Annotated in this window: 22 protein-coding genes; 13 read left to right on the top strand and 9 right to left on the bottom strand. The window is 39.9% G+C overall.

Features of this window, described 5'->3' with window-relative positions; all coding sequences use genetic code 11:
- Positions 1-144 precede the first annotated feature (144 nt).
- Both ESY88_RS07765 and ESY88_RS07760 read left to right on the top strand, forming a co-directional pair.
- Positions 145-744, top strand: coding sequence for a ComF family protein (locus ESY88_RS07765; RefSeq protein ID WP_317128675.1), 600 nt, complete (start codon positions 145-147; stop codon positions 742-744).
- Positions 745-831: 87 nt separating this feature from the next.
- Positions 832-2,439, top strand: a complete 1,608-nt coding sequence (locus ESY88_RS07760) for an Ig-like domain-containing protein (RefSeq protein ID WP_147086162.1) — start codon at positions 832-834, stop codon at positions 2,437-2,439.
- Here ESY88_RS07760 and ESY88_RS07755 read toward each other — a convergent pair.
- The 5 genes from ESY88_RS07755 to ESY88_RS07735 all read right to left on the bottom strand — a co-directional run bounded on the left by ESY88_RS07755 (position 2,426) and on the right by ESY88_RS07735 (position 6,058).
- Positions 2,426-3,202, bottom strand: coding sequence for an amidohydrolase (locus ESY88_RS07755; protein WP_147086163.1), 777 nt, complete (start codon positions 3,200-3,202; stop codon positions 2,426-2,428). The genes ESY88_RS07760 and ESY88_RS07755 overlap by 14 nt on opposite strands.
- Position 3,203: 1 nt before the next feature.
- Positions 3,204-3,704 (bottom strand): hypothetical protein, encoded by a 501-nt coding sequence (locus tag ESY88_RS07750; RefSeq protein WP_147086164.1) that lies wholly within the window; start codon positions 3,702-3,704, stop codon positions 3,204-3,206.
- Positions 3,705-3,709: 5 nt separating this feature from the next.
- The gene (locus tag ESY88_RS07745) at positions 3,710-4,240 is read right to left on the bottom strand and encodes a hypothetical protein (protein WP_147086165.1); all 531 of its coding nucleotides are present in this window, start codon (positions 4,238-4,240) and stop codon (positions 3,710-3,712) included.
- Positions 4,241-4,338: 98 nt separating this feature from the next.
- Positions 4,339-5,481, bottom strand: a complete 1,143-nt coding sequence (locus ESY88_RS07740) for a methionine aminotransferase (RefSeq protein ID WP_147086259.1) — start codon at positions 5,479-5,481, stop codon at positions 4,339-4,341.
- Positions 5,482-5,584: 103 nt separating this feature from the next.
- On the bottom strand, positions 5,585-6,058 hold the full coding sequence (locus ESY88_RS07735; protein ID WP_147086166.1) for a very short patch repair endonuclease: 474 nt from the start codon (positions 6,056-6,058) through the stop codon (positions 5,585-5,587).
- A gap of 269 nt (positions 6,059-6,327) precedes the next feature.
- On the opposite strand from ESY88_RS07735, the gene ESY88_RS07730 reads away from it, so the two are divergent.
- Positions 6,328-8,415 (top strand): S46 family peptidase, encoded by a 2,088-nt coding sequence (locus tag ESY88_RS07730; RefSeq protein WP_147086167.1) that lies wholly within the window; start codon positions 6,328-6,330, stop codon positions 8,413-8,415.
- Between the two features lie 715 nt (positions 8,416-9,130).
- Here the strand turns inward: ESY88_RS07730 and ESY88_RS07725 are convergent.
- Together ESY88_RS07725 and ahcY are read right to left on the bottom strand one after the other, a co-directional pair.
- Positions 9,131-9,595 carry a DUF1569 domain-containing protein gene (locus tag ESY88_RS07725; protein WP_147086168.1) on the bottom strand — a complete coding sequence of 155 codons (465 nt, stop codon included), beginning with the start codon at positions 9,593-9,595 and terminating at the stop codon, positions 9,131-9,133.
- A 289-nt stretch (positions 9,596-9,884) separates the two neighbouring features.
- A complete protein-coding gene (ahcY, locus tag ESY88_RS07720) occupies positions 9,885-11,201 on the bottom strand; it encodes an adenosylhomocysteinase (RefSeq protein WP_147086169.1) in 1,317 nt (438 codons plus the stop codon).
- Positions 11,202-11,333: 132 nt separating this feature from the next.
- Here ahcY and ESY88_RS07715 point away from each other — a divergent pair, with 132 nt between their 5' ends.
- From ESY88_RS07715 to ESY88_RS07680, 8 genes are all read left to right on the top strand, one after another.
- Positions 11,334-11,960 (top strand): 4'-phosphopantetheinyl transferase family protein, encoded by a 627-nt coding sequence (locus tag ESY88_RS07715; RefSeq protein WP_147086170.1) that lies wholly within the window; start codon positions 11,334-11,336, stop codon positions 11,958-11,960.
- 108 nt (positions 11,961-12,068) lie between these two features.
- Positions 12,069-12,797, top strand: a complete 729-nt coding sequence (locus ESY88_RS07710) for a geranylgeranylglyceryl/heptaprenylglyceryl phosphate synthase (RefSeq protein WP_147086171.1) — start codon at positions 12,069-12,071, stop codon at positions 12,795-12,797.
- A 95-nt stretch (positions 12,798-12,892) separates the two neighbouring features.
- Positions 12,893-13,153 (top strand): thiamine-binding protein, encoded by a 261-nt coding sequence (locus ESY88_RS07705; RefSeq protein ID WP_147086172.1) that lies wholly within the window; start codon positions 12,893-12,895, stop codon positions 13,151-13,153.
- On the top strand, positions 13,137-13,772 hold the full coding sequence (pnuC, locus tag ESY88_RS07700) for a nicotinamide riboside transporter PnuC (RefSeq protein ID WP_189702551.1): 636 nt from the start codon (positions 13,137-13,139) through the stop codon (positions 13,770-13,772). The genes ESY88_RS07705 and pnuC overlap by 17 nt, the downstream gene beginning before the upstream one ends.
- Positions 13,730-14,299 carry an AAA family ATPase gene (locus ESY88_RS07695; protein WP_147086173.1) on the top strand — a complete coding sequence of 190 codons (570 nt, stop codon included), beginning with the start codon at positions 13,730-13,732 and terminating at the stop codon, positions 14,297-14,299. Before pnuC ends, ESY88_RS07695 begins: the two co-directional genes overlap by 43 nt.
- Positions 14,296-15,873, top strand: a complete 1,578-nt coding sequence (locus tag ESY88_RS07690) for a DUF4301 family protein (protein ID WP_147086174.1) — start codon at positions 14,296-14,298, stop codon at positions 15,871-15,873. The genes ESY88_RS07695 and ESY88_RS07690 overlap by 4 nt, the downstream gene beginning before the upstream one ends.
- 1 nt (position 15,874) lies before the next feature.
- On the top strand, positions 15,875-16,279 hold the full coding sequence (arfB, locus tag ESY88_RS07685) for an alternative ribosome rescue aminoacyl-tRNA hydrolase ArfB (RefSeq protein WP_147086175.1): 405 nt from the start codon (positions 15,875-15,877) through the stop codon (positions 16,277-16,279).
- A 699-nt stretch (positions 16,280-16,978) separates the two neighbouring features.
- A complete protein-coding gene (locus tag ESY88_RS07680; RefSeq protein WP_147086176.1) occupies positions 16,979-19,420 on the top strand; it encodes a TonB-dependent receptor in 2,442 nt (813 codons plus the stop codon).
- Between the two features lie 105 nt (positions 19,421-19,525).
- Here ESY88_RS07680 and ESY88_RS07675 read toward each other — a convergent pair whose 3' ends face one another.
- On the bottom strand, positions 19,526-19,951 hold the full coding sequence (locus ESY88_RS07675) for a Rieske (2Fe-2S) protein (protein WP_147086177.1): 426 nt from the start codon (positions 19,949-19,951) through the stop codon (positions 19,526-19,528).
- A 197-nt stretch (positions 19,952-20,148) separates the two neighbouring features.
- Between ESY88_RS07675 and greA the strand changes: the two genes are divergently transcribed.
- Both greA and ESY88_RS07665 read left to right on the top strand, forming a co-directional pair.
- Positions 20,149-20,622: a transcription elongation factor GreA gene (gene greA, locus ESY88_RS07670; protein ID WP_147086178.1), complete on the top strand. Its 474-nt coding sequence runs from the start codon at positions 20,149-20,151 to the stop codon at positions 20,620-20,622.
- Positions 20,623-20,949: 327 nt separating this feature from the next.
- Complete coding sequence (locus ESY88_RS07665) at positions 20,950-21,339, top strand: HIT family protein (RefSeq protein ID WP_147086179.1); 390 nt, start codon at positions 20,950-20,952, stop codon at positions 21,337-21,339.
- 99 nt (positions 21,340-21,438) lie between these two features.
- Here ESY88_RS07665 and ESY88_RS07660 read toward each other — a convergent pair whose 3' ends face one another.
- Entirely contained in the window at positions 21,439-21,789 is a 351-nt protein-coding gene (locus ESY88_RS07660; RefSeq protein ID WP_147086180.1) for a hypothetical protein, read from the bottom strand.
- Between the last annotated feature and the right edge of the window lie 23 nt (positions 21,790-21,812).

Genomic DNA, 21,812 nt, shown 5'->3' with positions numbered 1-21,812 from the left:
TTGGTGTGAAATAGGTTGCGAAACTAGATAATAAGTTGCGGACTGTTCATTTTAATCGTTGAGATGTTAAATAATTTGTTGAACTTGTTTTTTCCGAAGGTTTGCTATGCTTGTAGTAACATCTTGTCAGACAATGAGCTGCATATGTGTACGCAATGTAGGCATGATTTGCCTTTGACCAATTTTCATGGGGATCATGAAAATGCAGTGCATAAAGTACTCTATGGCCGTGTGAAATTAATAAACGCCACGGCCTTACTTCATTTTTCAAAAAAAGGCATCGTACAACAATTAATGCACAATCTAAAATATAGAGGCCACGAGCAAATTGGCCATATTTTAGGTTTATGGTTGGGGGAGGAGTTAAAACATCTTAAAGAGTACAGCGCTGTTGAAATCGTTGTCCCTGTACCCTTACACAAATCAAAATTAAAAAAGCGCGGGTACAATCAAGTCGAAAAATTCGGGAAGGCATTGGCATTGGCTTTGAATGCCGGCTATGAGGATCAAAGTTTGATCAAAATCACAAATACCAAGACCCAGGTCTTTAAAGATCGACTCAAAAGAGGCAGCGCGATTGATGCCAATTTTGCGATTCAAAATCAGGAGTACTTGGCGCAAAAACATATTTTATTGGTTGATGATATTATCACAACGGGCGCTACAATTGAAGCCTGTGCCAATGAGTTGCTAAAGATCAAAGGCGTTCGCTTAAGCTTGGCGGTAATGGCCATTACCGATTGAGACCTGTATTTAAGCTGTCAAAAGCAAGTTAATTCTTTTGAGATTCCTGCAAATTAGTCGTTTATTTGTTAAAATTTAAGAGCACCCATGCGCAAGATTGTCATACAACTTTTTGTACTACTCCTTATGGCCATTATTTCCATAAACTGCGCAAGTAGAGGGACACCAGATGGTGGGCCAAAGGATATCGATGCTCCAAAAATCGTTAATTCTTCTCCAGAGAACTACTCCACCAATTTTAAAGAGAAAGAAATACGTATCTATTTTGATGAGTACGTTAAAGTTAAGGACCTTCAAAAACAATTGATCGTATCACCTCCAATGGATCCAGAACCTACGGTAACCCCATTGGGTTCGGCCAGTGAATACATTCAAATTACCATCAACGATACTTTAGACGATAATACCACTTATGCTTTCAATTTTGGCCGGAGTATCGTAGATAACAATGAGGAAAACCCTTATGATTATTACAGGTACGTGTTTTCAACTGGCAACTATATTGATTCGCTTTATGTTTCAGGCACTATTTTGGACGCTGAAAATAGAATGCCAGATTCCTTTGTCTCTGTGATGCTCTATGAGGCCGATTCCACCTATACCGATTCTCTGGTCTTCAAACAAAAGCCTAAGTATATTACCAACACTTTAGATAGCTTAACAATTTTTAGTATCGATAACATCAAGGCAGGTCAATACAAATTGATTGCTTTAAAAGAGGAAACCCCAAATAATACGTACCAGCAAAAAACAGATAAGATTGGTTTTACTGAAGGATTTATCACAGTGCCAACCGATTCGTTTTACACCATAAAATTGTTCAAGGAAACTTTAGATTTTAATGCCAACCGCCCAAGACAGGTGGCTGGTCAAAAAATTGCCTTTGGTTTTGAAGGGGATTACGAGTCTATGGAAATCGAGATTCTGGGGGATTCCTTAAAAGATCTGGAGCAGCGCATTACCAAAGATCCTAAAGCCGATTCTTTGTTTTATTGGTACAAGCCTAAAATTGAGATGGATTCGGCCTTGTTTGTGATTAGGAACAAAGTCTATCGCGATACTTTAACGCATAAGTTTAGGGATCTTGAAAAAGATTCCTTGGTAATTACACCAAGTGTATCCAGCGTTTTGAATTTCACTGAGGCTTACGGGATTAGAGGCTCCATCCCCTTTGTAAAATTTGACGAGCAACAAATCAGTATTTTAGATAAGGACTCCCTCAACGTGCCTTTTACAACGTCTTTTTCTGAAATTGATAACACCTACAACCTGTCATTTGATAAACAGGAAGCAGATAAATACAGCATCACTATTTTGCCAAATGCCTTTGAGGATTTCTTCGGAAACGTCAACGACACTTTAAATTTCAGGGCAAGTACCAAGAAATTTTCCGACTATGGAAACCTCAGGCTAAATATTCAAGGGAATGTGAGCTACCCCATGATTGTGCAGATAGTCAATGCCAAGGCTGAGGTTTATGCAAGCTCCTATTTGACGGAAGGTTCTAAAGTAGATTTCAGAAACATCAATCCTGGTAAATATTTTATTCGGGTGGTTTTGGATGCAAATGAAAACGGAAAGTTCGATACGGGAAATTTTCTCAAAAATCTTCAACCAGAAAAAATCATCTATTTTGATTATACTTACGAAGCCAGGGCGAATTTTGATGAAGTGGTTGAGCTTAGCTTAAAGTAAAAGAATCTCTATCCTTCAAAAAGCCCAATTTGGCACGTTGTGTTGCGATATGGTCTTTGTCAAGTGTTACAATAGCAATTTCTTTTTCTTCAGAAATAGAATCAATACGCTCGCCCATAACATCATAAACTGCTGAATGACCCGAATATTCATGATTGTTACCATCCAAACCAACACGATTCACTCCAATACAATAGCTCATATTTTCAATGGCACGTGCTTTTAGCAGTGCATCCCATGCAGCAATTCTCACTTTGGGCCAATTGGCAACGTAAATCAATATGTCGTACTCATTGGTATTTCGAGACCACACAGGAAAACGCAGGTCGTAACATACCAAAGGTCTAATTTTCCAGCCTAAATAGTCTATGCTAAGCAGTTTGCTTCCTGCGGAGTAGACCTTGTTTTCACCAGCTAAAGTAAAGGTGTGTTTTTTGTCGTAGTGTTCAATATGCCCGTTTGGTGTCACAAACAACAATCGGTTGTAATAGTTCTCATTTTCTTTGATTACGATGCTTCCCGTGATGGCTGCTTCCTTCTGGATTGCCAGCTCTTGGAGCCAAGACACGGTATTGCCATTCATGGTTTCATAAATAGATTCGGGGTTCATGCTGAAACCCGTTGTAAACATTTCAGGAAGTATGATGAGGTCAACCGGCTCGAGAATGGAGGTCATTTGATTGCTGAAATTAATGCGATTTTGATCGGCATTTTCCCAGACCAGGTCACTTTGCAGGATTGCTACTTTGAGTTTATCTTTCAAATCAGGATCGTTCTAATTGTTGTTGCGCTTTGGTAATGTCTTTTTTGATGCCCTCGATTTTCTTTAACCATTTGGCGTCATCGTTAGGAGCAAGCTTACCTTTTCTTTTCAGTTTTTGATATTTTGATTCGGCATTTTTTAGCTTCCTTGAGGCTTTGATCAATTTATCCTGTGCTTTTTGATTTTGTTTTAAAGTCTTTTCAGCTTGTTTTTGGGCTTTCTCAGCCTTTTTCAAAGCTTTCTCAGCTTTTTTATTCGCTTTTTCCAAGGCTTTCGCTTCGCGTTTGGCTTTGACATCTGCATCTATTTTTTCTGAAATAGTGCTCGCCCGACCTAAAATATCGATTTTATCTGCTTCGGAAAGTGTTGTGCTAACCTCTTTTCCGTCAAGAAAGATTTTACTCTTTTTAACGGTGTAAGATTTGCCATTGCTAATGACGGTTTGGGCATTTATGGAGAGTGCCATAAAACACAACATTAAAATTGCTATAAGTTTTTTCATCAGGTTTAATCTTTATTCAGGGCATCCATTTTAGCTTGCGCATCGTCAATATCTTGTTGATAATCCTTCAATTTTTCTTGCCACTTTTCATCATCTCTTGGCGAGAGTTTACCTTTATCTTTTAAACGCTGATACTTTTTGGTTTTATCGGCAAGACGTTTTTTAGCTTTTAGAAAATCGGCGGTGGCTTCCTCTTTAGCCTCCAATTTTTCATCTAGCGCTTCTTGTTTTTCTATAAGGGCTTCCTGCTTTTTCTGGGTCTCCTTTATAGCATCGTTCAAACGGTCCTGTTTTTCCTCTAACTCTTCCTGTAATTTCTCGGCGGTAGCTTTTGCTTCTTTTTGCTCGGCCACCAATGTCTTAATACTGGCTTTCTGGTCCTCACTAAGGGTTTCAGAAACATCAGTACCGGCATTCATGATTTTGTTGCCTTTTACTTGATAGACACTTCCATCGGCTGTGATAACGCGTTGTGAGCTACCACAAGCTACTAAAAGTGCTACTAGAAATGGCATTAAAATGTGTTGTATTTTCATAATGGTTTTTGTTTTGAATATAGCGCAATAGTGCTGAACTTCCTGATTAATTCCCTAAAAATCTTGATGCATTCGAAATCACTAAATTATAAATTCCCTTAGATTCGGTTTAGGATGTCGGCTGCTTTCTTAAGCGTATCTTCCGTCTTTGCAAAACAAAAACGCAACACCTTGTCATCTCTAGCATTATCGTTGAAAGGCGAAAGCGGAATCGAAGCAATGCCTTTTTCCGTAGTGAGACGCTTGGCAAATTCCAAATCGTTTTCCGTAGTGATGTCTGTAAAATCCAAGAGTTGGTAATAAGTGCCTTTTGAAGGGCTGAACTTAAATCTGGAATCCTTGATGAGTTCCAGAAACAAATCCCGTTTTTGCTGGTAAAATTCAGGAAGTTCCAAATAGCGATTTGGGTCTTTCATGTAATCTGCGATCCCTTTTTGCATGGGGTGGTTGACCGAAAACACATTGAATTGGTGCACATTTCTAAAGGCCTGCATCAATGCTTTTGGCGCGCAGCAATAGCCGGTTTTCCAACCTGTGACATGAAAAGTCTTGCCGAAGGAGGCCGTGATAAAGCTCCGTTTTTTAAGTTCCGGAAACCTGCAAACGCTCTGGTGCTGCTCATCATCAAACACAATATGCTCATAAACCTCATCGCTCAAAATAATAATGTCGGTACCATTGGTCAATTCCTGAAGTTTCAACATATCGCTTTTGCTCATCAATGTACCGCTAGGGTTGTGCGGTGTATTGATAATGATCATTTTGGTTTTGAGATTGATGCTTTTTTTCACTTCATCCCAGTACACCTTATAATCTGGTGCTTTAAGCGCCATACTAATGGGTTTGCCGCCATTGATTTTGATACTTGGCTCGTAACAATCGTAGGCAGGTTTGAAAATCAACACCTCGTCGTCTTGCTTTACAAAGGTGGAAATGATGGTGTAAATGGCCTGGGTTGCACCTGAGGTTATGGTAATTTCCGATTCCGGATGGTAACTTGTGCCATAAAGCAAATCAAATTTTTTGGCAATGGCCACGCGCAGGTCCATCAAGCCAGGCATAGGCGCATATTGGTTGTGACCTGCGTTCATTGCAAAGGAAACTGCATCAATCAAGTTTTGGTCACACTTAAAATCGGGAAAGCCCTGTGAGAGATTTATAGCATCGTGCTGATTCGCTAGGTTGCTCATGACCGAAAAGATAGATGCTTCTGTGGTATTTAATTTCGCTGAAATATTCATAAAACATAAGATATTGAAAAAGGACGGTTCTGCGGAAGAATAAGGGCTTAAATTCATAATAGCGATGAACGGTTTAAGATAGGTTTCTAGGAAGCTTCCATTTTCAGTTGAAGCCACCCGTATCTAAAAAGACCATCACGTCGTTCACGCAGGTGTTTAGATTGGTTCTAATTTCAGTCTCCCAAAACCGAAACACGGTATAGTCCAAATCTTCTAAGCGCATATTGACTTCACGATCGCGTTGCATGTTGCGTTCAATCTTTGGGATCCAAAAGCCACGGTTGCTTTTTATTCTGTTTTTACGGGTTTCCCAATCGTGGCCATGCCAAAACTCGCCATCGATGAAAATGGCAAGCTTGTACTTTTTGATAGACACATCGGGTCTTCCAATAATGGTCTTGGAATTGATGCGGTAGCGTATGCCTTTCTTCCAAAGTGCTTTGCGAAACAGCAATTCGGGTTTGGTGTTTTTTCCACGAATCTTGCCCATGATTTTGGAGCGTTTCTTAGTGGTGTAAAAGCCAGACTCCTCATTGAATTTGGGAACAATTATTTTGGGTTCATCGTAAATAGCCATTACTCCCAAGATAAGCTTTATTTGACTTTTTCTGAAAAATCCATTTAAAGATTAACAAATTTTTTATAGGCCTTGCATTCTTTAGTTCCTTATAGATTTGGGCTGATATTTTAAATCTCAAGCAATACGTTGGATATATTCAAATTTCAAAATTGCGTTCTTTGAACTTTCTGAATCTGTCTTTTTTAGCATTTTAAGATTCAAGATTAGCCAAAAAAGTTTACGGTTATTTCTATATTTACAGTCATCAAAATTTAAAACGCGCTGAGATGAGGTTTTTAAAGGTAATTTTCTTTTTTATTGTTGTTCAGGTTTCTGCACAGCAAGGTGGCATGTGGATTCCATCCTTGCTGCAAGGGATGAACGAAGACGAAATGCAAAGTTTGGGCAGTAAGTTGACCGCGCAAGATATTTATGACGTCAATAATTCCAGTCTTAAAGATGCGATTGGGCATTTCAATGGAGGCTGCACTAGCGAAGTGATTTCGCCCAAAGGCTTATTGTTGACCAATCATCATTGCGGTTTTAGTCAAATCCAATCCCATTCCACTTTAGAGAATGATTATTTGAAAGACGGATTTTGGGCCATGTCCATGGAAGAGGAAATCCCAAATGAAGGACTTTTTGTTGAATTCATCGTGCGCATTGAAGACGTGACCGAAGCCATGTTGGCTGGTGTGACCGATGATTTGGAACCACGGGAAAGACAGTCTAAAATAGATATCAATAGAAACGCCGTTGTCAAGGCGCTAAACAAAGAAGACTGGCAAGACTTTAAAATCAGACCTTTTTACCAAGGGAATCAATATTATCTATTCGTGACCGAGCGTTTTGAAGATGTGCGATTAGTTGGAGCGCCACCAAGCAGTATTGGAAAGTTTGGTAGCGATACCGATAATTGGGTTTGGCCAAGACATACCGGCGATTTTTCGATGTTTAGAATCTATGCCAACAAAGACAATCGTCCTGCCACCTATAGCAAAGACAATGTGCCTTACACGCCAAAACACTTTTTACCCATCTCGTTGGATGGTATTGAAGAAGGCGATTTTACTATGGTTTTCGGCTTTCCGGGTCGCACCAGTGAGTATTTACCCGCTGTAGCTATTGAGCAGATCACGCAAAAAGTAAATCCGTCAAATATCGCTATTAGAGAAGCGGCACTCAAAGTGATTGATGCCAATATGAAAGTCGATGATCAAATTAGAATTCAGTATGCCTCCAAGCAAGCCCGAATTGCCAACGCATGGAAAAAATGGATTGGAGAAAATCTTGGGATCGAAAAAAGTGGCGCCGTGGCCATTAAACGTGAGTTTGAAAGTGAATTTACAAAAGCATTAAAAGCACAAAATAAGGAAGCACAATACGGGAATTTATTACCAGAGTTTGAGCGTTTGTATAGTGAATTTGAATCGGTAAATGTACGACGCAATAATTTTATCGAAGTGTTCTTGCGCACCAATGAGTTAATGCAAATGACCTTTAGAGCCTATCAAATGGAGCAAGCCCTTCAGGCCGATCCAGACAAGTTCGAGACCGCAAAATCTCAAATGGAAAACACTTTAAAAGGCATTCACAAAAATTATAGCGCTAAGGTAGATCAAGGTGTTTTCGAGGCAGTCATGCCATTATATTCAAAAAATATACCTTCTGGAATTTATAAAAAATCAGCGTTTACAGATTTGGATTCTGCCTTAAAATTATTAAAAGGCGACAAGGCCACTGTGCTGAAAAACCTGAATGATGATGTGGCTTACAAGTATGCAAAGCCAATGATTGCCGAATTTTACAATTCACTGGAACCAGAATTTCAACGCATCAACACGCAAATCAATACTTTGGAAACCCAATATATGAAAGCCCTAATGGAGGTCATGCCCGAAGAGCGTTATTTCCCAGATGCCAACGGGACACTTCGTGTGACCTACGGAAAAGTGAATGGCTACGCGCCTCGGGATGCAGTGCAATATGAGCCTGTGACTTATTTGGAAGGCGTTATTGAAAAATACATTCCAGGAGATTATGAATTTGATGTTCCAGAAAAGCTACTCGACTTATACAAAGCCAAAGATTACGGTCAATATGCCGATGAAAACGGAAAACTTCCCATTTGTTTTTTGGGTACTAATCATACCACAGGTGGCAATTCTGGAAGCCCAGCTATAGATGCGGAAGGCAATTTGGTAGGTTTAAACTTTGACCGCGTTTGGGAAGGCACCATGAGTGATATTTATTACGACCCAGAAATTTGCCGAAACATTATGGTCGATTTGCGTTATGTGCTGTTTATAGTCGATAAATATGCTGGTGCAAAACATCTTATTGATGAGATGACCTTAGTACATCCCAAAAAATAAGGACCTATTACTTTGTATCGAAGAAACCTTTCCAAAAATGGAAAGGTTTCTTTTTGACTACAACAATTTTTTAAAAGATAATTTTTTGAAGTGCTGCAAGGCTTGGAAAACTGAGATTACAATGCTAGACACAATGGTTTTTTAATCAGGTTCGTAAAGCCGATGTTGGTGTTTTCCACCAACATCTTCTCTTATTCTGGGAACATGTTCTTTAAATTTAATTTTACTTTTTATGATTTATAGACTATCAACAAAACGGCCGTCTCACTCGCATGGGATTGTTGGTGGAAAACACCAACAATGGCCGACCTAATGCATTCCACTTCCTATCAAGAAATACCGATGCCAGCGGCATCACAGGTTTATCGAAAAGAAAGCGATCCCGTAATCTCGACTCCAGCGGAGTCGCAGGTATTTTCAGGTTGATTTTGAAATCCGATATTTTGTCCAGAATGAAAGGGAAGATAAAGTGATTATAATCCGGTCAGGCTTTTTTTAATCAGGTTCGTAAAGCCGATGATGTTGTTTTCGACTAACAGCTTCTCGCATTCTAGGAGGAAATTTCCTTAACTTCAGCTTTGCCTTTTTATTGATTTTATAGCACAAAAATCAATTTAGCAAGCTCACTCGCATGGGATTGTTGGTGGAAAACACCAACAATCGCCGAATTTGGCTTTTTTGCCAAAACAAGATGGCTATGGAAACTCAAAATATTTTATTTCGCCATAATATCATTAATGATCTTCACATGATGATTGGTATGCATAAATAAAAATCTATAAATTCTAGGCGTATTGATATTGCCAAAAAATGGGTGTTTGAAGTAAGCATTCTTGTCTAAGCCTTCTATACTCTCAATATTGGATTTAGCTTTTTTAATTTGTGTTAGAAGGTCTTCTTCTAAAATAGTTTCAGGTGGTACAACATGTTTTGGGGCTCTCGCTCTTCCTCTGGGAAAGAAACCGATTGTAAAGAATACTTTTCCTAAAAAACTAAAATTGTTTTTATAGGTACTACTATCGGATGTTTGCAATGAAATAGACACATTATTAATCACTTTTAGGCTATGGTCTATGTGCCATGCCACGTTGCTCTTAGATATTTTTGGATTAGAAGCGCTTTGGTTCTCTAAATGATTTTCTAATTTGTTAAGTGCGAAATTCAGCTTTTTTAAGCTCATGGTACTAAAATTTTTAAGCGTGAATGTAATGATAAATTGGATGGATTCTCTTAAGAAACTGCTTCATTTTCCTAAAGTGAGGTGTCCTAACAACTATTGGGATTTGGCAATTTAACTTCAATTCAAGAGATTGCTGCATCGCGAAAGATTCCTAGCAACGACAAACGCTTGGCGAAAAGCGCTTTGCAGCGAGGTAAACATAAAAAACCCCGAACAGCAACTGTACGGGGTTTAGTCTATAATTTATAAGCGAAGCGGTCTAAACTTTAAGAGCGCTAGCGGTCTATTTTTAGTAACGGTAATATTCTGGTTTGTATGGGCCTTCCACTTCTACGCCAATATATTCTGCTTGGTCGTTGCGAAGTTCGGTAAGTTCTACACCAATTTTCTCTAAGTGCAATTTTGCCACTTTTTCATCTAAGTGTTTTGGCAACATGTACACTTCATTTTCGTAAGCATCTCTATTGGTCCACAATTCAATTTGGGCTAAGGTTTGGTTGGTAAACGAGTTACTCATTACAAAACTAGGGTGGCCAGTGGCGCAACCTAAGTTGACCAAACGGCCTTGTGCCAAAATAATCACATCTTTACCGCCAAGCGTGTATTTATCAACTTGAGGTTTAATTTCAACGTGAGATTTGCCATGGTTTTTCTTCAACCAAGCCATATCGATTTCATTATCAAAATGCCCGATGTTACAAACGACGGTCTTGTCTTTCATTGCTTCAAAGTGATGACCTTGAACGATGTCTTTATTTCCGGTAGTGGTAATTACAATATCTGCTTTGCCAACTACATTTTCCAATTTTTTGACTTCAAATCCATCCATTGCGGCTTGAAGCGCGCAAATTGGGTCGATTTCGGTTACGGTAACAATGCTTCCCGCACCTTTAAATGAGGCAGCGGTGCCTTTACCAACATCGCCATAACCACAAACGACTACGCGTTTTCCTGCAAGCATGAGATCTGTGGCACGACGAATCGCATCAACAGCACTTTCGCGACATCCGTATTTATTGTCAAACTTGGATTTGGTCACAGAATCGTTCACGTTAATGGCCGGCATAGATAAAGTTCCCTTTTTCATACGCTCGTACAAGCGGTGAACACCAGTGGTCGTCTCTTCTGAGAGTCCGTTGATGCCTTCCTGCAATTCTGGATAGCGGTCAAAAACCATGTTGGTCAAATCGCCACCATCATCCAAAATCATGTTTAAAGGCTTGCGGTCTTCACCAAAGAAAAGCGTTTGTTCAATACACCAATCAAATTCCTCCTCGTTCATGCCTTTCCATGCGTAAACGGGGATGCCAGCTTCTGCAATTGCCGCCGCCGCTTGATCTTGGGTAGAGAAAATATTACAAGAACTCCAAGTTACCTCGGCACCAAGTGCAATCAAGGTTTCAATCAAAACCGCAGTTTGTATGGTCATATGCAAACAGCCTGCAATACGAGCGCCTTTTAAAGGTTGTGATGCGCCGTACTCTTCACGAAGGCTCATTAGGCCTGGCATTTCGGCTTCTGCCAATTCAATTTCTTTTCTTCCCCAAGCGGCCAAAGACATGTCTTTTACTTTGTAAGGAACGTAAGTGGTGGTTTTCGTATTCATATAACTATGCTTTGTTTTTTAATTAGTCAAGCCCTTTGGCTTTAGCACTTAAAATGGTTAAATTCGCCTGCTTAAAAATGCCAATTCAGCCTTAGGCGCTGCAAAGATAACCATTAAGTTTCAGATTATTAAATGCCACTTTATAAAACCATTCAGCCAAATTCACAAACTACTGTTAAAATCTGGAAGATTGAAGAATCTTACACCGATTTAATGCAGCCTTTAGATTTAAAGCCGGATAGCTTAGAACGCGTATTAGGCATGAAAAGTGAACTTCACCAACGCGGCTTCTTAAGCGTTCGTCATCTCCTTAGAGAATTTGGTTACACCGACCAGGACTTGTATTACGATGCGCATGGAAAACCACATCTCAAGGATGGGAAACACATCTCGATTACGCATTCGTTTACGTTTTCGGGCGTGATAATAAGCGCTTCGGAAGTTGGTATTGATATCGAGATGCAGCGTGAAAAAATCGCAATCATCGCCAAGAAGTTTGTGGATTATGAGTTCAATTATCTTTCGGAAACGGATAAGGATTACATTCAAAAATTAACCGTTGTTTGGGGCATCAAGGAATCGCTTTATAAATTATTTGCGACCCCTGGGATGTTGTTTCGACAACATTTTTTGGTCATTCCTTTTATGCTGAAAGATGGCGAAACTGTGGCTTGGATTGATTACCAAGACAGAAAATACAAGTATGACACCTATTTCTTGGAGTTTGAAGGCTTTACTTGTGCTTATGCTTTAGGGTAGTAGGTAGTAGGTAGTAGGTAGAGGGTAGTGATGAGGTGGTGGTGGTTGGAGAGAAAAAAATAGAGTATAGAACATAGACTTTTAAAGCTAGTGAGCTCAAAAATCAATATGTATAAACATCTAATTGAACGTGTGGCCAAAGGTAAAAAAGGATTGGCGGTTTTGATTGATCCAGATAAAATGGCAGTTGGTGCGGTTGAAGCCTTTGTTGAAAAAGTCGAATCTACGATAGCAACCCATATTTTTGTTGGTGGCAGTACTGTCGCGCCCGATGCCACAGCGCCTTTAATTTTGGCTTTGAAAGCCTTTAGTAAGCTGCCAATCGTTTTATTTCCAGGTGATGTGGGGCAGATTTCGAACGCGGCAGATGCCTTGCTGTTTTTGTCCTTGATTTCTGGTAATAATCCGGAATATTTGATTGGGCAACAGGTCAAGGCGGTTCCTAAACTCCGCAATTCAAAACTGGAAATCATTCCAACAGGCTACATCTTGGTTGAGAATGGGAAACCTACTTCCGTAGAAAAGGTAACACGCACCAAACCGCTACCTCGAAAAGAAATCCAAACCATTGCCGATACCGCAAAAGCTGGCGAGCTTTTAGGCATGCACCTGATCTATTTGGAAACCGGCAGTGGCGCAACGCATCCCGTTCCGCCTGAAATCATTAGTTTTGTAAAGCAGGATTTAAATATTCCGCTTATTGTTGGCGGTGGTATCAAAACCAAAAAGCAATTGGATGAAGCTTTTGAAGCAGGAGCAGATTTGGTGGTGATTGGAACCGCTTTTGAGGAGGATGAGAGTTTCTTTTTGAAATTGAAAAAAGAACCTGGAGTCTAGACAGATAGAACCTAGATAAAGGCGTCTATATTAATAAAAATTTTTTAGTTTAACACATAACAGTTCCTCCCCTTTGGGGAGACAAAAAGGGGCCTATGAACATATCAGTAGAATTAACCTTAACACCATTGCACGACGACTACGAACCGGCAATCATACATTTTATAAAAAAACTAAGAGCTTCTAAACTCAAAGTGCTTGAAAACCCATTGAGCACTCAGGTCTATGGCGATTATGATGCCGTCATGCAAGTGCTTACTGTTGAAATCAAAGAGGCTTTTGAGTTGATAGAGCGCGGCGTATTGCAGATGAAAATCGTCAAATCAGACCGCTACGATTATGAGCCCCATTTTTGAGTTTTTCCTAGAACCTTACCGAAGTGCCTCAACCCTAGACATCGTTCTGGAAATCTTGGCCTTTGTATTCGGTATTGCCAGTGTGGTTTATGCCAAGCAAGAGAATATTCTTGTTTATCCCACGGGATTGGTCGCGACCGTAATCACGGTGTATTTGCTTTATAAAGCCGGTTATTTGGGCGACATGATGATGAATTTCTACTATTCGGTAATGAGTATATATGGCTGGTGGAACTGGTCCCGAAAAAAGAAAGGTGGATTTGTGCTGCCCATTTCACGAACCACCACAAGACAAAAATGGATAGGCATCGTTTTATTTGTGTTGACCATGATGGTCACTTACCTCGTGTATCGTGTTTACGATTACGAGTTGCAAATCCCCAATTATATTGATATTTTCACGTCTGGTTTATTCTTTACCGCCATGTGGTATATGGCCACAAAGAAGCTTGAAAACTGGACACTCTGGATTATTGGCGACCTTATTACAATCCCATTGTACGCCTATCGCGGGCTCGGGATTCTGTCTTTACAGTATTTAATATTCACTATTTTGGCCATTCAAGGTTATATCGCATGGAGAAACAGCTTAGACAAGACCACAAGCCAGATTGCATAAAAGTGGTGTTTTTTGGCCCAGAATCCACAGGCAAATCTGTGCTTTGTGAGCGCTTGGCTGCACATTACAACACCGTTTTCGTTTCAGAATTTTCACGTATTTATGCGGAAGCTAAAGCACAAAAGCAGCAGCAACTTAGCCGAGAGGATGTTTTACCCATTGCCATCGGGCAGATGGCACTTGAAAACAAACAGCTCAAAAACGCGAAGAATTTACTCATTTGCGACACCGATTTGCTTGAAACCAAAGTATATTCGGAATATTATTACGATGGGTTTTGCCCGCCTTCAGTTAAAAAGCATGCCTTGCTCAACGTTTATGACCTGTATTTTTTAACTTATATCGACACTAATTGGCAAGCCGACGGAATTAGGGATCAACCTAACAATAGACAAGAACTTTTCAATATATTTGAAGGTGAATTACAGAGTAACAAAAAGACTTATGTGACACTAAAAGGGGATTTTGAAAGTAAATTTCAAACCTGTGTTCAGTATATTGATGATTTATTAAAGCAGTTAAAATGAATTTTTCAGATAAAGATTTAAAGCAAATAGAGCAGAAAGGGCTTAGCGCTAAGAAAGTAAAAAAACAAATGGAACTTTTTGAGAACGGACTGCCATTTTCAAACTTGGTTTCTGCAGCGATTTTAAAAAATGGCATCACAAAACTCAGTGAAAAACAAGAGGCCAATTATATTGATTTGTTTGAGCAAAAAAAGAATGCGATTTCTATCTTAAAATTTGTGCCCGCTTCTGGCGCAGCAACCCGAATGTTTAAGTTTCTTTTTACGTTTTTAGACGATTATGAGCCTAAAGAGGAGAGCATCAACTCTTACATCAATTCTAAAAAGGATTCAGATTTGTCCTTGTTTTTTATTGGCTTGGAGAAGTTTCCGTTTTATCACATTGTATTAGATCAATTGAAGGAAGAAAACCCAAATTTTAACCAATTGCCAATCAATACGCAGCTTCTAACGTTTGTTAGGGCCATGTTGGATAAAAATCAATTGGATTATGGCAATTACCCAAAAGGCTTGTTGCCGTTTCACGAATATAAAAACCAAGTCATTTCCACAGCTTTTGAGGAGCATTTATTTGAATCGGCTTTGTATTCTTCAGAAGGAAAACCCACACAATTGCATTTTACGATTTCAGAAGAGCACGAACTCAAATTTGATGAGGAATTTAAGCGTATCGAAGATAAGGTAGAACATAAAACAGGCTCCAAATTTGACATCTCCTTTTCCTATCAAAAAAAATCAACCGATACCATCGCGGTGACGCCCAAGAATAAACCCTTTAGAAATGATGATGGCAGCTTGCTGTTTCGGCCTTCTGGTCACGGTGCTCTAATTGAGAATCTCAACGATTTAAGAGCAGACATCATCTTCGTCAAAAACATTGACAATGTCGTAGTCTATAAATACAAGAACGAGGTGGTCAAGTACAAAAAAATCTTGGCTGGAGTACTTCTGGAAGTTCAAGAAAGCGCTTTTGAGTACTTGCGAGTGTTGGACGCAAAAGCCCTTTCCAAGCTATCTGCCGAAGCGGCCGAAGAAAAAATTCAAGAGATCAGAGTCTTTTTGGAAACTAAGATGAGCGTGAAAGTCAGTTCAGAGTTTGAGAAATACAAAACAAGGTTTCAGGTTGAATATTTAGCTGAAAAATTAAACCGTCCCATTCGTGTTTGCGGGATGGTAAAAAACGAAGGAGAACCTGGTGGCGGCCCCTTTTGGGTCAAGGACGAAAACGGAAGCGTTTCTTTGCAAATCGTAGAATCGGCTCAAATCAATGCCAAGAACAAAATCCAGAAAAAAATCCTCAAAGCTGCAACCCATTTTAACCCCGTAGATTTGGTTTGTGGGATTATGGATTACAAGGGAGAAAAATTCAAGCTCAAAAAATATGTGGATCACAAAACGGCCTTTATCACAAAAAAAACCACGGCTGGTAAAGATTTGAAAGCTTTAGAGCTTCCTGGGTTGTGGAATGGAAGCATGGCCAATTGGAATACCATTTTTGTGGAAGTGCCTTTGATCACGTTTAATCCGGTAAAAACGGTCAACGATTTATTGAAAACGACCCACCAAATCAAATAATATGTTTGATGAGCAGGCCATATTAAGCGAGTTACAGTTCAAGGCGGTTAGAAGTTCTGGCGCTGGTGGGCAGCACGTTAATAAAACCGCTTCTAAGGTGGAGTTGACTTTTGATTTGGAAAACTCCCAATTTTTAAGCGAGCATCAAAAAATGCTGCTTAAAAAAAACTTACAATCCCGTCTCACAAACAATATTGTCTTGATGATGCAATGTGGCGAAAGTAGAAGCCAGCATCAAAATAAATCGATCATTATTAAGCGTTTTTTAGATTTGCTGAAAGATAATCTAGTTGAAGAGAAAGAGCGCATCCCCACAAAAACCCCCAAAAGAGCCAAACGACGACGCTTAAAAAACAAGCGTATCAAATCTGAAAAGAAAGCCAACCGGAAGCCACCGGAATTTTAAATGGGTTTCGAGTTCAAGATTCAAGATTCAAGGTTCTTGGTTGGGCTTCAGATTCAGTATTCATAATTCCAATTTTTACAAATTATTTGAAACCTCTCAAAGAGCGTCATTGCACAAAGCAATCTTTCTTTCGCATTCACACTGATTTTTTATCGGGCTTACTGCAAAGTTTCAAAATTATTGGAGCTGTTTTTCAGTAGACTGCTAACGCTTCGAAAGCTTCAAAACAGTTTCTTCCAGTAATTATAAGCCGTAAATCAGGCTCAAACAGAGGTTGAAATGACTAAAAACACCTGTAATCCCATCATTTCAAATACATTGAAAAAAAGCAAAAATTAGCTTTCAGATAATCAAAATTCCACACTATATTTGCAGCGTTCTCAAAAAAGGGGTGCTTAAAAGATTGACGATTTGTGATAGACGATTGACGATTTTTTGAACGGAGCCGTTCAGAAATCTAAAATCTAAAACTAACAATCGAAAATCCCAAGGGCTGAGATCATACCCATTGAACCTAGAACAGGTAATGCTGTTTAGGAAAGGCGATAATCGCCATTAGATAATTATGCATCTTCATGCTTGATAAATTGCTAAGGTTTTATCCTGGTATAATCGAAGTGTAGTAATGCAGACCTTATCAAAATCAATTTAACCAAGAATAATTACCTCTTTTTATTCGATTATAAATTTATAGTCGTAATGAAAATTTTATTCAAAAAACCGTCGCTTTGTCTTAATTGGCGACCATTAAAAACAGCATTTATTTTTACTTGTTTTTGCTTCGCAAGCTTTTTAAGTCTTGCCCAACAAAGTCATGTGGTTTCCGGAACGGTTACTATGGACAACCAACCACTGCCAGGCGTGAATGTGCTCATCAAAGGCACAAGATCTGGCGCTCAAACAGGAGTCGATGGCCAGTACAAATTAGAACTTGCTCAAGGTGATAACATTTTGATATTTAGTTTTGTTGGCGCATCTTCGGTAGAAAAATCCTTTTATTTGGATCAAGACCTCGTTTTGAATATCACTCTGGAAGAAGCTCCTGAATCACTCGAGGAGATTCTGCTCACTGCGATTCGTGTAGACGCCACTTCGCCTATAACGCACAGCGATGTGGACAAAGAAGACTTGGCAAAACGCAATTTGGGTCAGGACTTACCGGTGCTTCTTAACTATTTGCCATCGGTAGTTACCACATCCGATGCTGGTGCTGGTGTGGGTTACACGGGTATTCGCGTACGAGGGATCAACGCCCAATCTACTAACGTGACCATCAACGGGATCCCTTACAACGATTCGGAATCCTTGGGCACATTTTGGGTAAATCTTGGTGATTTTGCCTCTTCGGTTGAAAGTTTGCAATTGCAGCGAGGCGTGGGTACATCTACCAATGGTGCGGGTGCTTTTGGAGCGAGTATTAATGTGTTGACCGATAATATTTCCGAAGTCGCTTTTGCTGAAATCTCCAATTCCTTCGGAAGTTTCAATACCAGAAAACATACGGTTAAATTCGGGACAGGACTGCTTAATGAGCATTTTGAGATTTCCGGCCGATTATCTAACATCAAATCTGATGGCTATATTGATAGAGCCACCTCCGACTTGAAATCTTATTTTCTTCAGGCTGCCTACAAAGGCGATAATACGCTTATCAAAGCGGTTGTTTTCGGCGGAAATGAATTGACTTACCAAGCCTACAACGGGATAGATGCCACGCAATTGGCGGAAGACCGACGGTTTAATCCTTCAGGCCAGTACACCGACGAAGAAGGAAACACGCAATTCTACGACAATGAGGTCGATGATTACCGCCAAGACCACTACCAATTGCACTGGAATGAGCGTTACAGCAAGCAATGGACCTCTACAGTAAGTTTGAATTATACCCAAGGAAGCGGTTTTTTTGAGCAATACAAGGAGGACGAAGATTTTGCAGATTATGATTTGACACCTATAGAAATTGGTGGCGAAACCATTAATACCACCGATTTGATACGCCGCCGTTGGTTGGACAATGATTTTTATGTGCTCAATGCCAATGCCAATTATAAGGATGATAATTGGAATATGTCCTTAGGAAGTTCATACAGTTATTACGATGGGGATCATTTTGGAGAAATCATTTGGGCGCGATTTGCCAGTAATAGCGAAACCAAAGACCATTATTACGATGGGAATGGCACCAAGACCGATTTCAATACGTTCGCCAAAGCGACCTATCGCTTAAATGATAAAATAAGTCTCTACGGCGATTTGCAATTGCGGGTGGTGGACTATGAAACGACGGGTTTGACTTCAGACCGAATTCCGTTTAATGTGGATGAGCGCTATAATTTTTTCAATCCGAAAGCAGGAATCACCTATAAAATCAACAGAGCCAATGATCTTTACTTCTCTTATGCCAGAGCGAATAGAGAGCCAAATCGTGATGATTTTGAAAACAACCAGACCGTAAAACCAGAGCAGCTCAACGATTTTGAATTGGGTTGGAGACATAATACCGAACAGTTTCGATTGTATGTGAATGGCTATTACATGGGGTATAATGAGCAATTGATATTGACGGGGCAAATTGATAATGTGGGCAATCCCATACGCACCAATAGTGGCGACAGTTACCGTATGGGCCTGGAGGTAGATGCTGCATTGGCAATAAGCAACACATTTTCAATACAACCTAACTTTACCTTGAGTAGTAACAAAAACATTTCCACATTCGAGTCGGTAAACGGTCAAGTATTGGACCTCGGCAAGACCGATATTTCCTTTTCTCCAGAGCTGATTGCCGCCAATGCGTTTGTATATCAACCTAAAGACGGATTTCAAATCTCCCTACTAAGTAAATATGTGGGTGAGCAATTTATGGGCAACACTGAGAATCCAGATTCAAAACTGGACAGCTATTTTGTAAATGATTTGAATGTGACTTATGAATGGATACCAAAATCGATTTTTAAATCGGTGGTTTTCTCAGCCTTGGTCAACAATATTTTCAATGAAAAGTATGTCTCTAACGGCTATTTTGGATCGTTTGATTTTGAGGACGACACAAGTTCAACGGGTATTTCTACGGGATATTTTACTGGATTTTATCCGCAAGCGACCACAAACTTTTTGGCCGGAGTTACTTTGAAGTTCTAAAGCCTTCCTGCGAATTTTTCTACCGAACGGTAGAAGCATGAATCCCAAAAAAAAACCCCTAAATTTTGAGATCTAGGGGTTTTTTTATGGGATTTTTTTAATTAATCAATTACTAACCAATAGATTATTCCCCGAAACCGTAACCCTGTATTCCTTGAGGCCACATGGCAGCGGTTCATTTCGGGATTGCCCTGTGACTAAATCATATTTATTTTCATCCACACAACCACAGGTAACCACAATCCCGTCTCGCTCCATAAAAGAACAATTCTCTTGGGGGTGGTTCGGGTCCGCCGCATCCCAAGCGCGATATTGGCCACTTACAGTTCTAATCACGTAAATACCTGCATTGCCTTCGTTGGGGATATATACGGGACTTAAGGGAAACAGCAATTGGCCGTTTGAGGGCAGGTTGAGGTTCAGGGTTCTATTGATGCCCAAGTTTTGCAAATAGTTGCAGTTGTTGATGCGATTGTCATCGCTACAGCTATTTAGAATTAAGAAAGACAAAAGGAGCATGAGCTTTTTCATGGGGCATTTCAATATTTTCGGCAATTTACAATTATTTGAGCCATGACATAAAAATTTTGTATCTTTGAAATGAAGATCTCGTGTGAGCGGGATTTTTTTCGTTAGTCCCGAAACCATGTACTGCGCACCGTCGAAGTACGTTTCGGGATATTTTTAAATATAGCGATCAAGTTTTACAGTAGATAAACGAAAATATTATGAGTAAAGTATCCTATTATACTGCGGAAGGTTTAAAAAAACTGAGGGACGAGTTGAGTCATTTGAAAGATGTGGAACGCGCCAAAGCATCCCAAGCCATTGCGGAAGCAAGGGACAAAGGCGACTTGAGTGAAAATGCGGAATACGATGCTGCCAAAGAAGCCCAGGGCATGTTGGAAATGAAGATTTCAAAACTCGATGCACAGCTTTCTGGCGCACGCTTGATTGATGAATCCCAAATGGACGTCACAAAAGCTTTGGTTCTATCTAAAGTGAGATTGAAGAATCAAAACAACGGGATGGAGATGACCTACACGTTGGTGGCCGACGGCGAGGCAGATTTGGCTGCAGGTAAAATATCGGTAAATTCTCCTATCGGGAAAGGACTTTTGGGCAAATCGGTTGGCGATATTGCAGAGGTGCAAGTGCCCAATGGCGTCATTAAATTTGATATTTTGGAAATTAGTAGATAATTGGAATGCGCTCAAATGGAGCCGCTTCATTAAAATAAATAAACCATAAAATGCAGAAAGATTCCCCAAGAAATAAGGGAATCTTTCTATATTTACAAGAAAGCATTTTGCTGAAATCAGGGTTGCATCCCTACAGAGGGTTTTATTCCCCGAGGCTCGGCTCGAAATACAAAGATCATCTTTCAATTCGTGCCTTATGGGCTTGCCCTGAGCTTATTGATTTTGGATCTATTCGCTTCGAACCCCATGCTTCCAATTTCAAACTATTTTTAAACACACAACACACAACACACAACACACAACACACAACACACAACACACAACATCATGGCATCACTTTTCACGAAAATCATCAATGGGGAAGTCCCGTCTTATAAAATCGCTGAAACCGAGGATTATTTGGCTTTCTTAGATATAAATCCCAATGCGAAAGGGCATACACTCTGCATCCCGAAAAAGGAAGTGGACAAAATTTTTGACTTGGATGAGAAGACTTATCATGGTTTAATGGAGTTTTCCCGTCAAATCGCGGTGGCTTTAGAAGTTGCTGTGCCTTGCAAACGGGTCGGCATGTCGGTAATTGGGTTGGAAGTGCCTCATGTACACGTGCACTTGATTCCATTAAACAGTATGGATGATGCACAATTCACTACAAAGGTCACTTTAGATAAAGAGGAATTTGAGGCCACTGCCAAACGGATTGCCTCGTTTCTGTAAGATGCCTTCTGATTTAGGCTTGTTTAGAAATTAACTGCTGAATACTTTTGCTAATCTCGGAGAGCGCGCAATGTGTTCAGCTAAAATCGTTAAACGATATCAACTAAACACTCCAAAGGCAAACAGCAGCACGCCAAAAATCAATACCGCTTCCAGAATTACAATGATCCAAGCGAGTTTTGTAAGCTTTATGGATTTTGGCTTGGGTTTGATTGCGCGTTCTTGATAGGCAACAACTTGGTCTATCTCACGAGTCCATGATCCTGGGGATATGCCGGAGTTGCAAGTATGGCACTGCATCTCGTTTTGGATATCACTGGTAACCGATTTATAAAGCGCATTTTGAACAAATTTCTGTTTAAAGCGCAAGTGCAATCCCTCGTTGGAGAAACATTCCGGACAATTGTTATGTAGCTTGACTTCCTTTAATGTTAAAAATTGTGTCTTCATGGAATATTGGTTCTGTTTCAAAT

The organism is Subsaximicrobium wynnwilliamsii, assembly GCF_007997225.1.
GTDB classification, from domain to species: Bacteria; Bacteroidota; Bacteroidia; order Flavobacteriales; family Flavobacteriaceae; genus Psychroserpens; species Psychroserpens wynnwilliamsii.
This window is presented reverse-complemented; position numbering and strand designations above follow the sequence as displayed.

Coding starts and splice junctions, on each gene's coding strand:
- pnuC (WP_189702551.1), top strand. CDS start 13,137: ATGAGCCCCATTTTTGAGTTTTTCCTAGAACCTTACCGAAGTGCCTCA.
- ESY88_RS07750 (WP_147086164.1), bottom strand. CDS start 3,704: ATGAAAAAACTTATAGCAATTTTAATGTTGTGTTTTATGGCACTCTCC.
- ESY88_RS07765 (WP_317128675.1), top strand. CDS start 145: ATGTGTACGCAATGTAGGCATGATTTGCCTTTGACCAATTTTCATGGG.
- ESY88_RS07695 (WP_147086173.1), top strand. CDS start 13,730: ATGGAGAAACAGCTTAGACAAGACCACAAGCCAGATTGCATAAAAGTG.
- ESY88_RS07705 (WP_147086172.1), top strand. CDS start 12,893: ATGAACATATCAGTAGAATTAACCTTAACACCATTGCACGACGACTAC.
- ESY88_RS07725 (WP_147086168.1), bottom strand. CDS start 9,595: ATGAGCTTAAAAAAGCTGAATTTCGCACTTAACAAATTAGAAAATCAT.
- ESY88_RS07730 (WP_147086167.1), top strand. CDS start 6,328: ATGAGGTTTTTAAAGGTAATTTTCTTTTTTATTGTTGTTCAGGTTTCT.
- ESY88_RS07740 (WP_147086259.1), bottom strand. CDS start 5,481: ATGAATATTTCAGCGAAATTAAATACCACAGAAGCATCTATCTTTTCG.
- ESY88_RS07715 (WP_147086170.1), top strand. CDS start 11,334: ATGCCACTTTATAAAACCATTCAGCCAAATTCACAAACTACTGTTAAA.
- ESY88_RS07675 (WP_147086177.1), bottom strand. CDS start 19,951: ATGAAAAAGCTCATGCTCCTTTTGTCTTTCTTAATTCTAAATAGCTGT.
- ESY88_RS07710 (WP_147086171.1), top strand. CDS start 12,069: ATGTATAAACATCTAATTGAACGTGTGGCCAAAGGTAAAAAAGGATTG.
- ESY88_RS07680 (WP_147086176.1), top strand. CDS start 16,979: ATGAAAATTTTATTCAAAAAACCGTCGCTTTGTCTTAATTGGCGACCA.
- arfB (WP_147086175.1), top strand. CDS start 15,875: ATGTTTGATGAGCAGGCCATATTAAGCGAGTTACAGTTCAAGGCGGTT.
- ESY88_RS07745 (WP_147086165.1), bottom strand. CDS start 4,240: ATGAAAATACAACACATTTTAATGCCATTTCTAGTAGCACTTTTAGTA.
- ESY88_RS07735 (WP_147086166.1), bottom strand. CDS start 6,058: ATGGCTATTTACGATGAACCCAAAATAATTGTTCCCAAATTCAATGAG.
- greA (WP_147086178.1), top strand. CDS start 20,149: ATGAGTAAAGTATCCTATTATACTGCGGAAGGTTTAAAAAAACTGAGG.
- ESY88_RS07665 (WP_147086179.1), top strand. CDS start 20,950: ATGGCATCACTTTTCACGAAAATCATCAATGGGGAAGTCCCGTCTTAT.
- ESY88_RS07660 (WP_147086180.1), bottom strand. CDS start 21,789: ATGAAGACACAATTTTTAACATTAAAGGAAGTCAAGCTACATAACAAT.
- ahcY (WP_147086169.1), bottom strand. CDS start 11,201: ATGAATACGAAAACCACCACTTACGTTCCTTACAAAGTAAAAGACATG.
- ESY88_RS07690 (WP_147086174.1), top strand. CDS start 14,296: ATGAATTTTTCAGATAAAGATTTAAAGCAAATAGAGCAGAAAGGGCTT.
- ESY88_RS07760 (WP_147086162.1), top strand. CDS start 832: ATGCGCAAGATTGTCATACAACTTTTTGTACTACTCCTTATGGCCATT.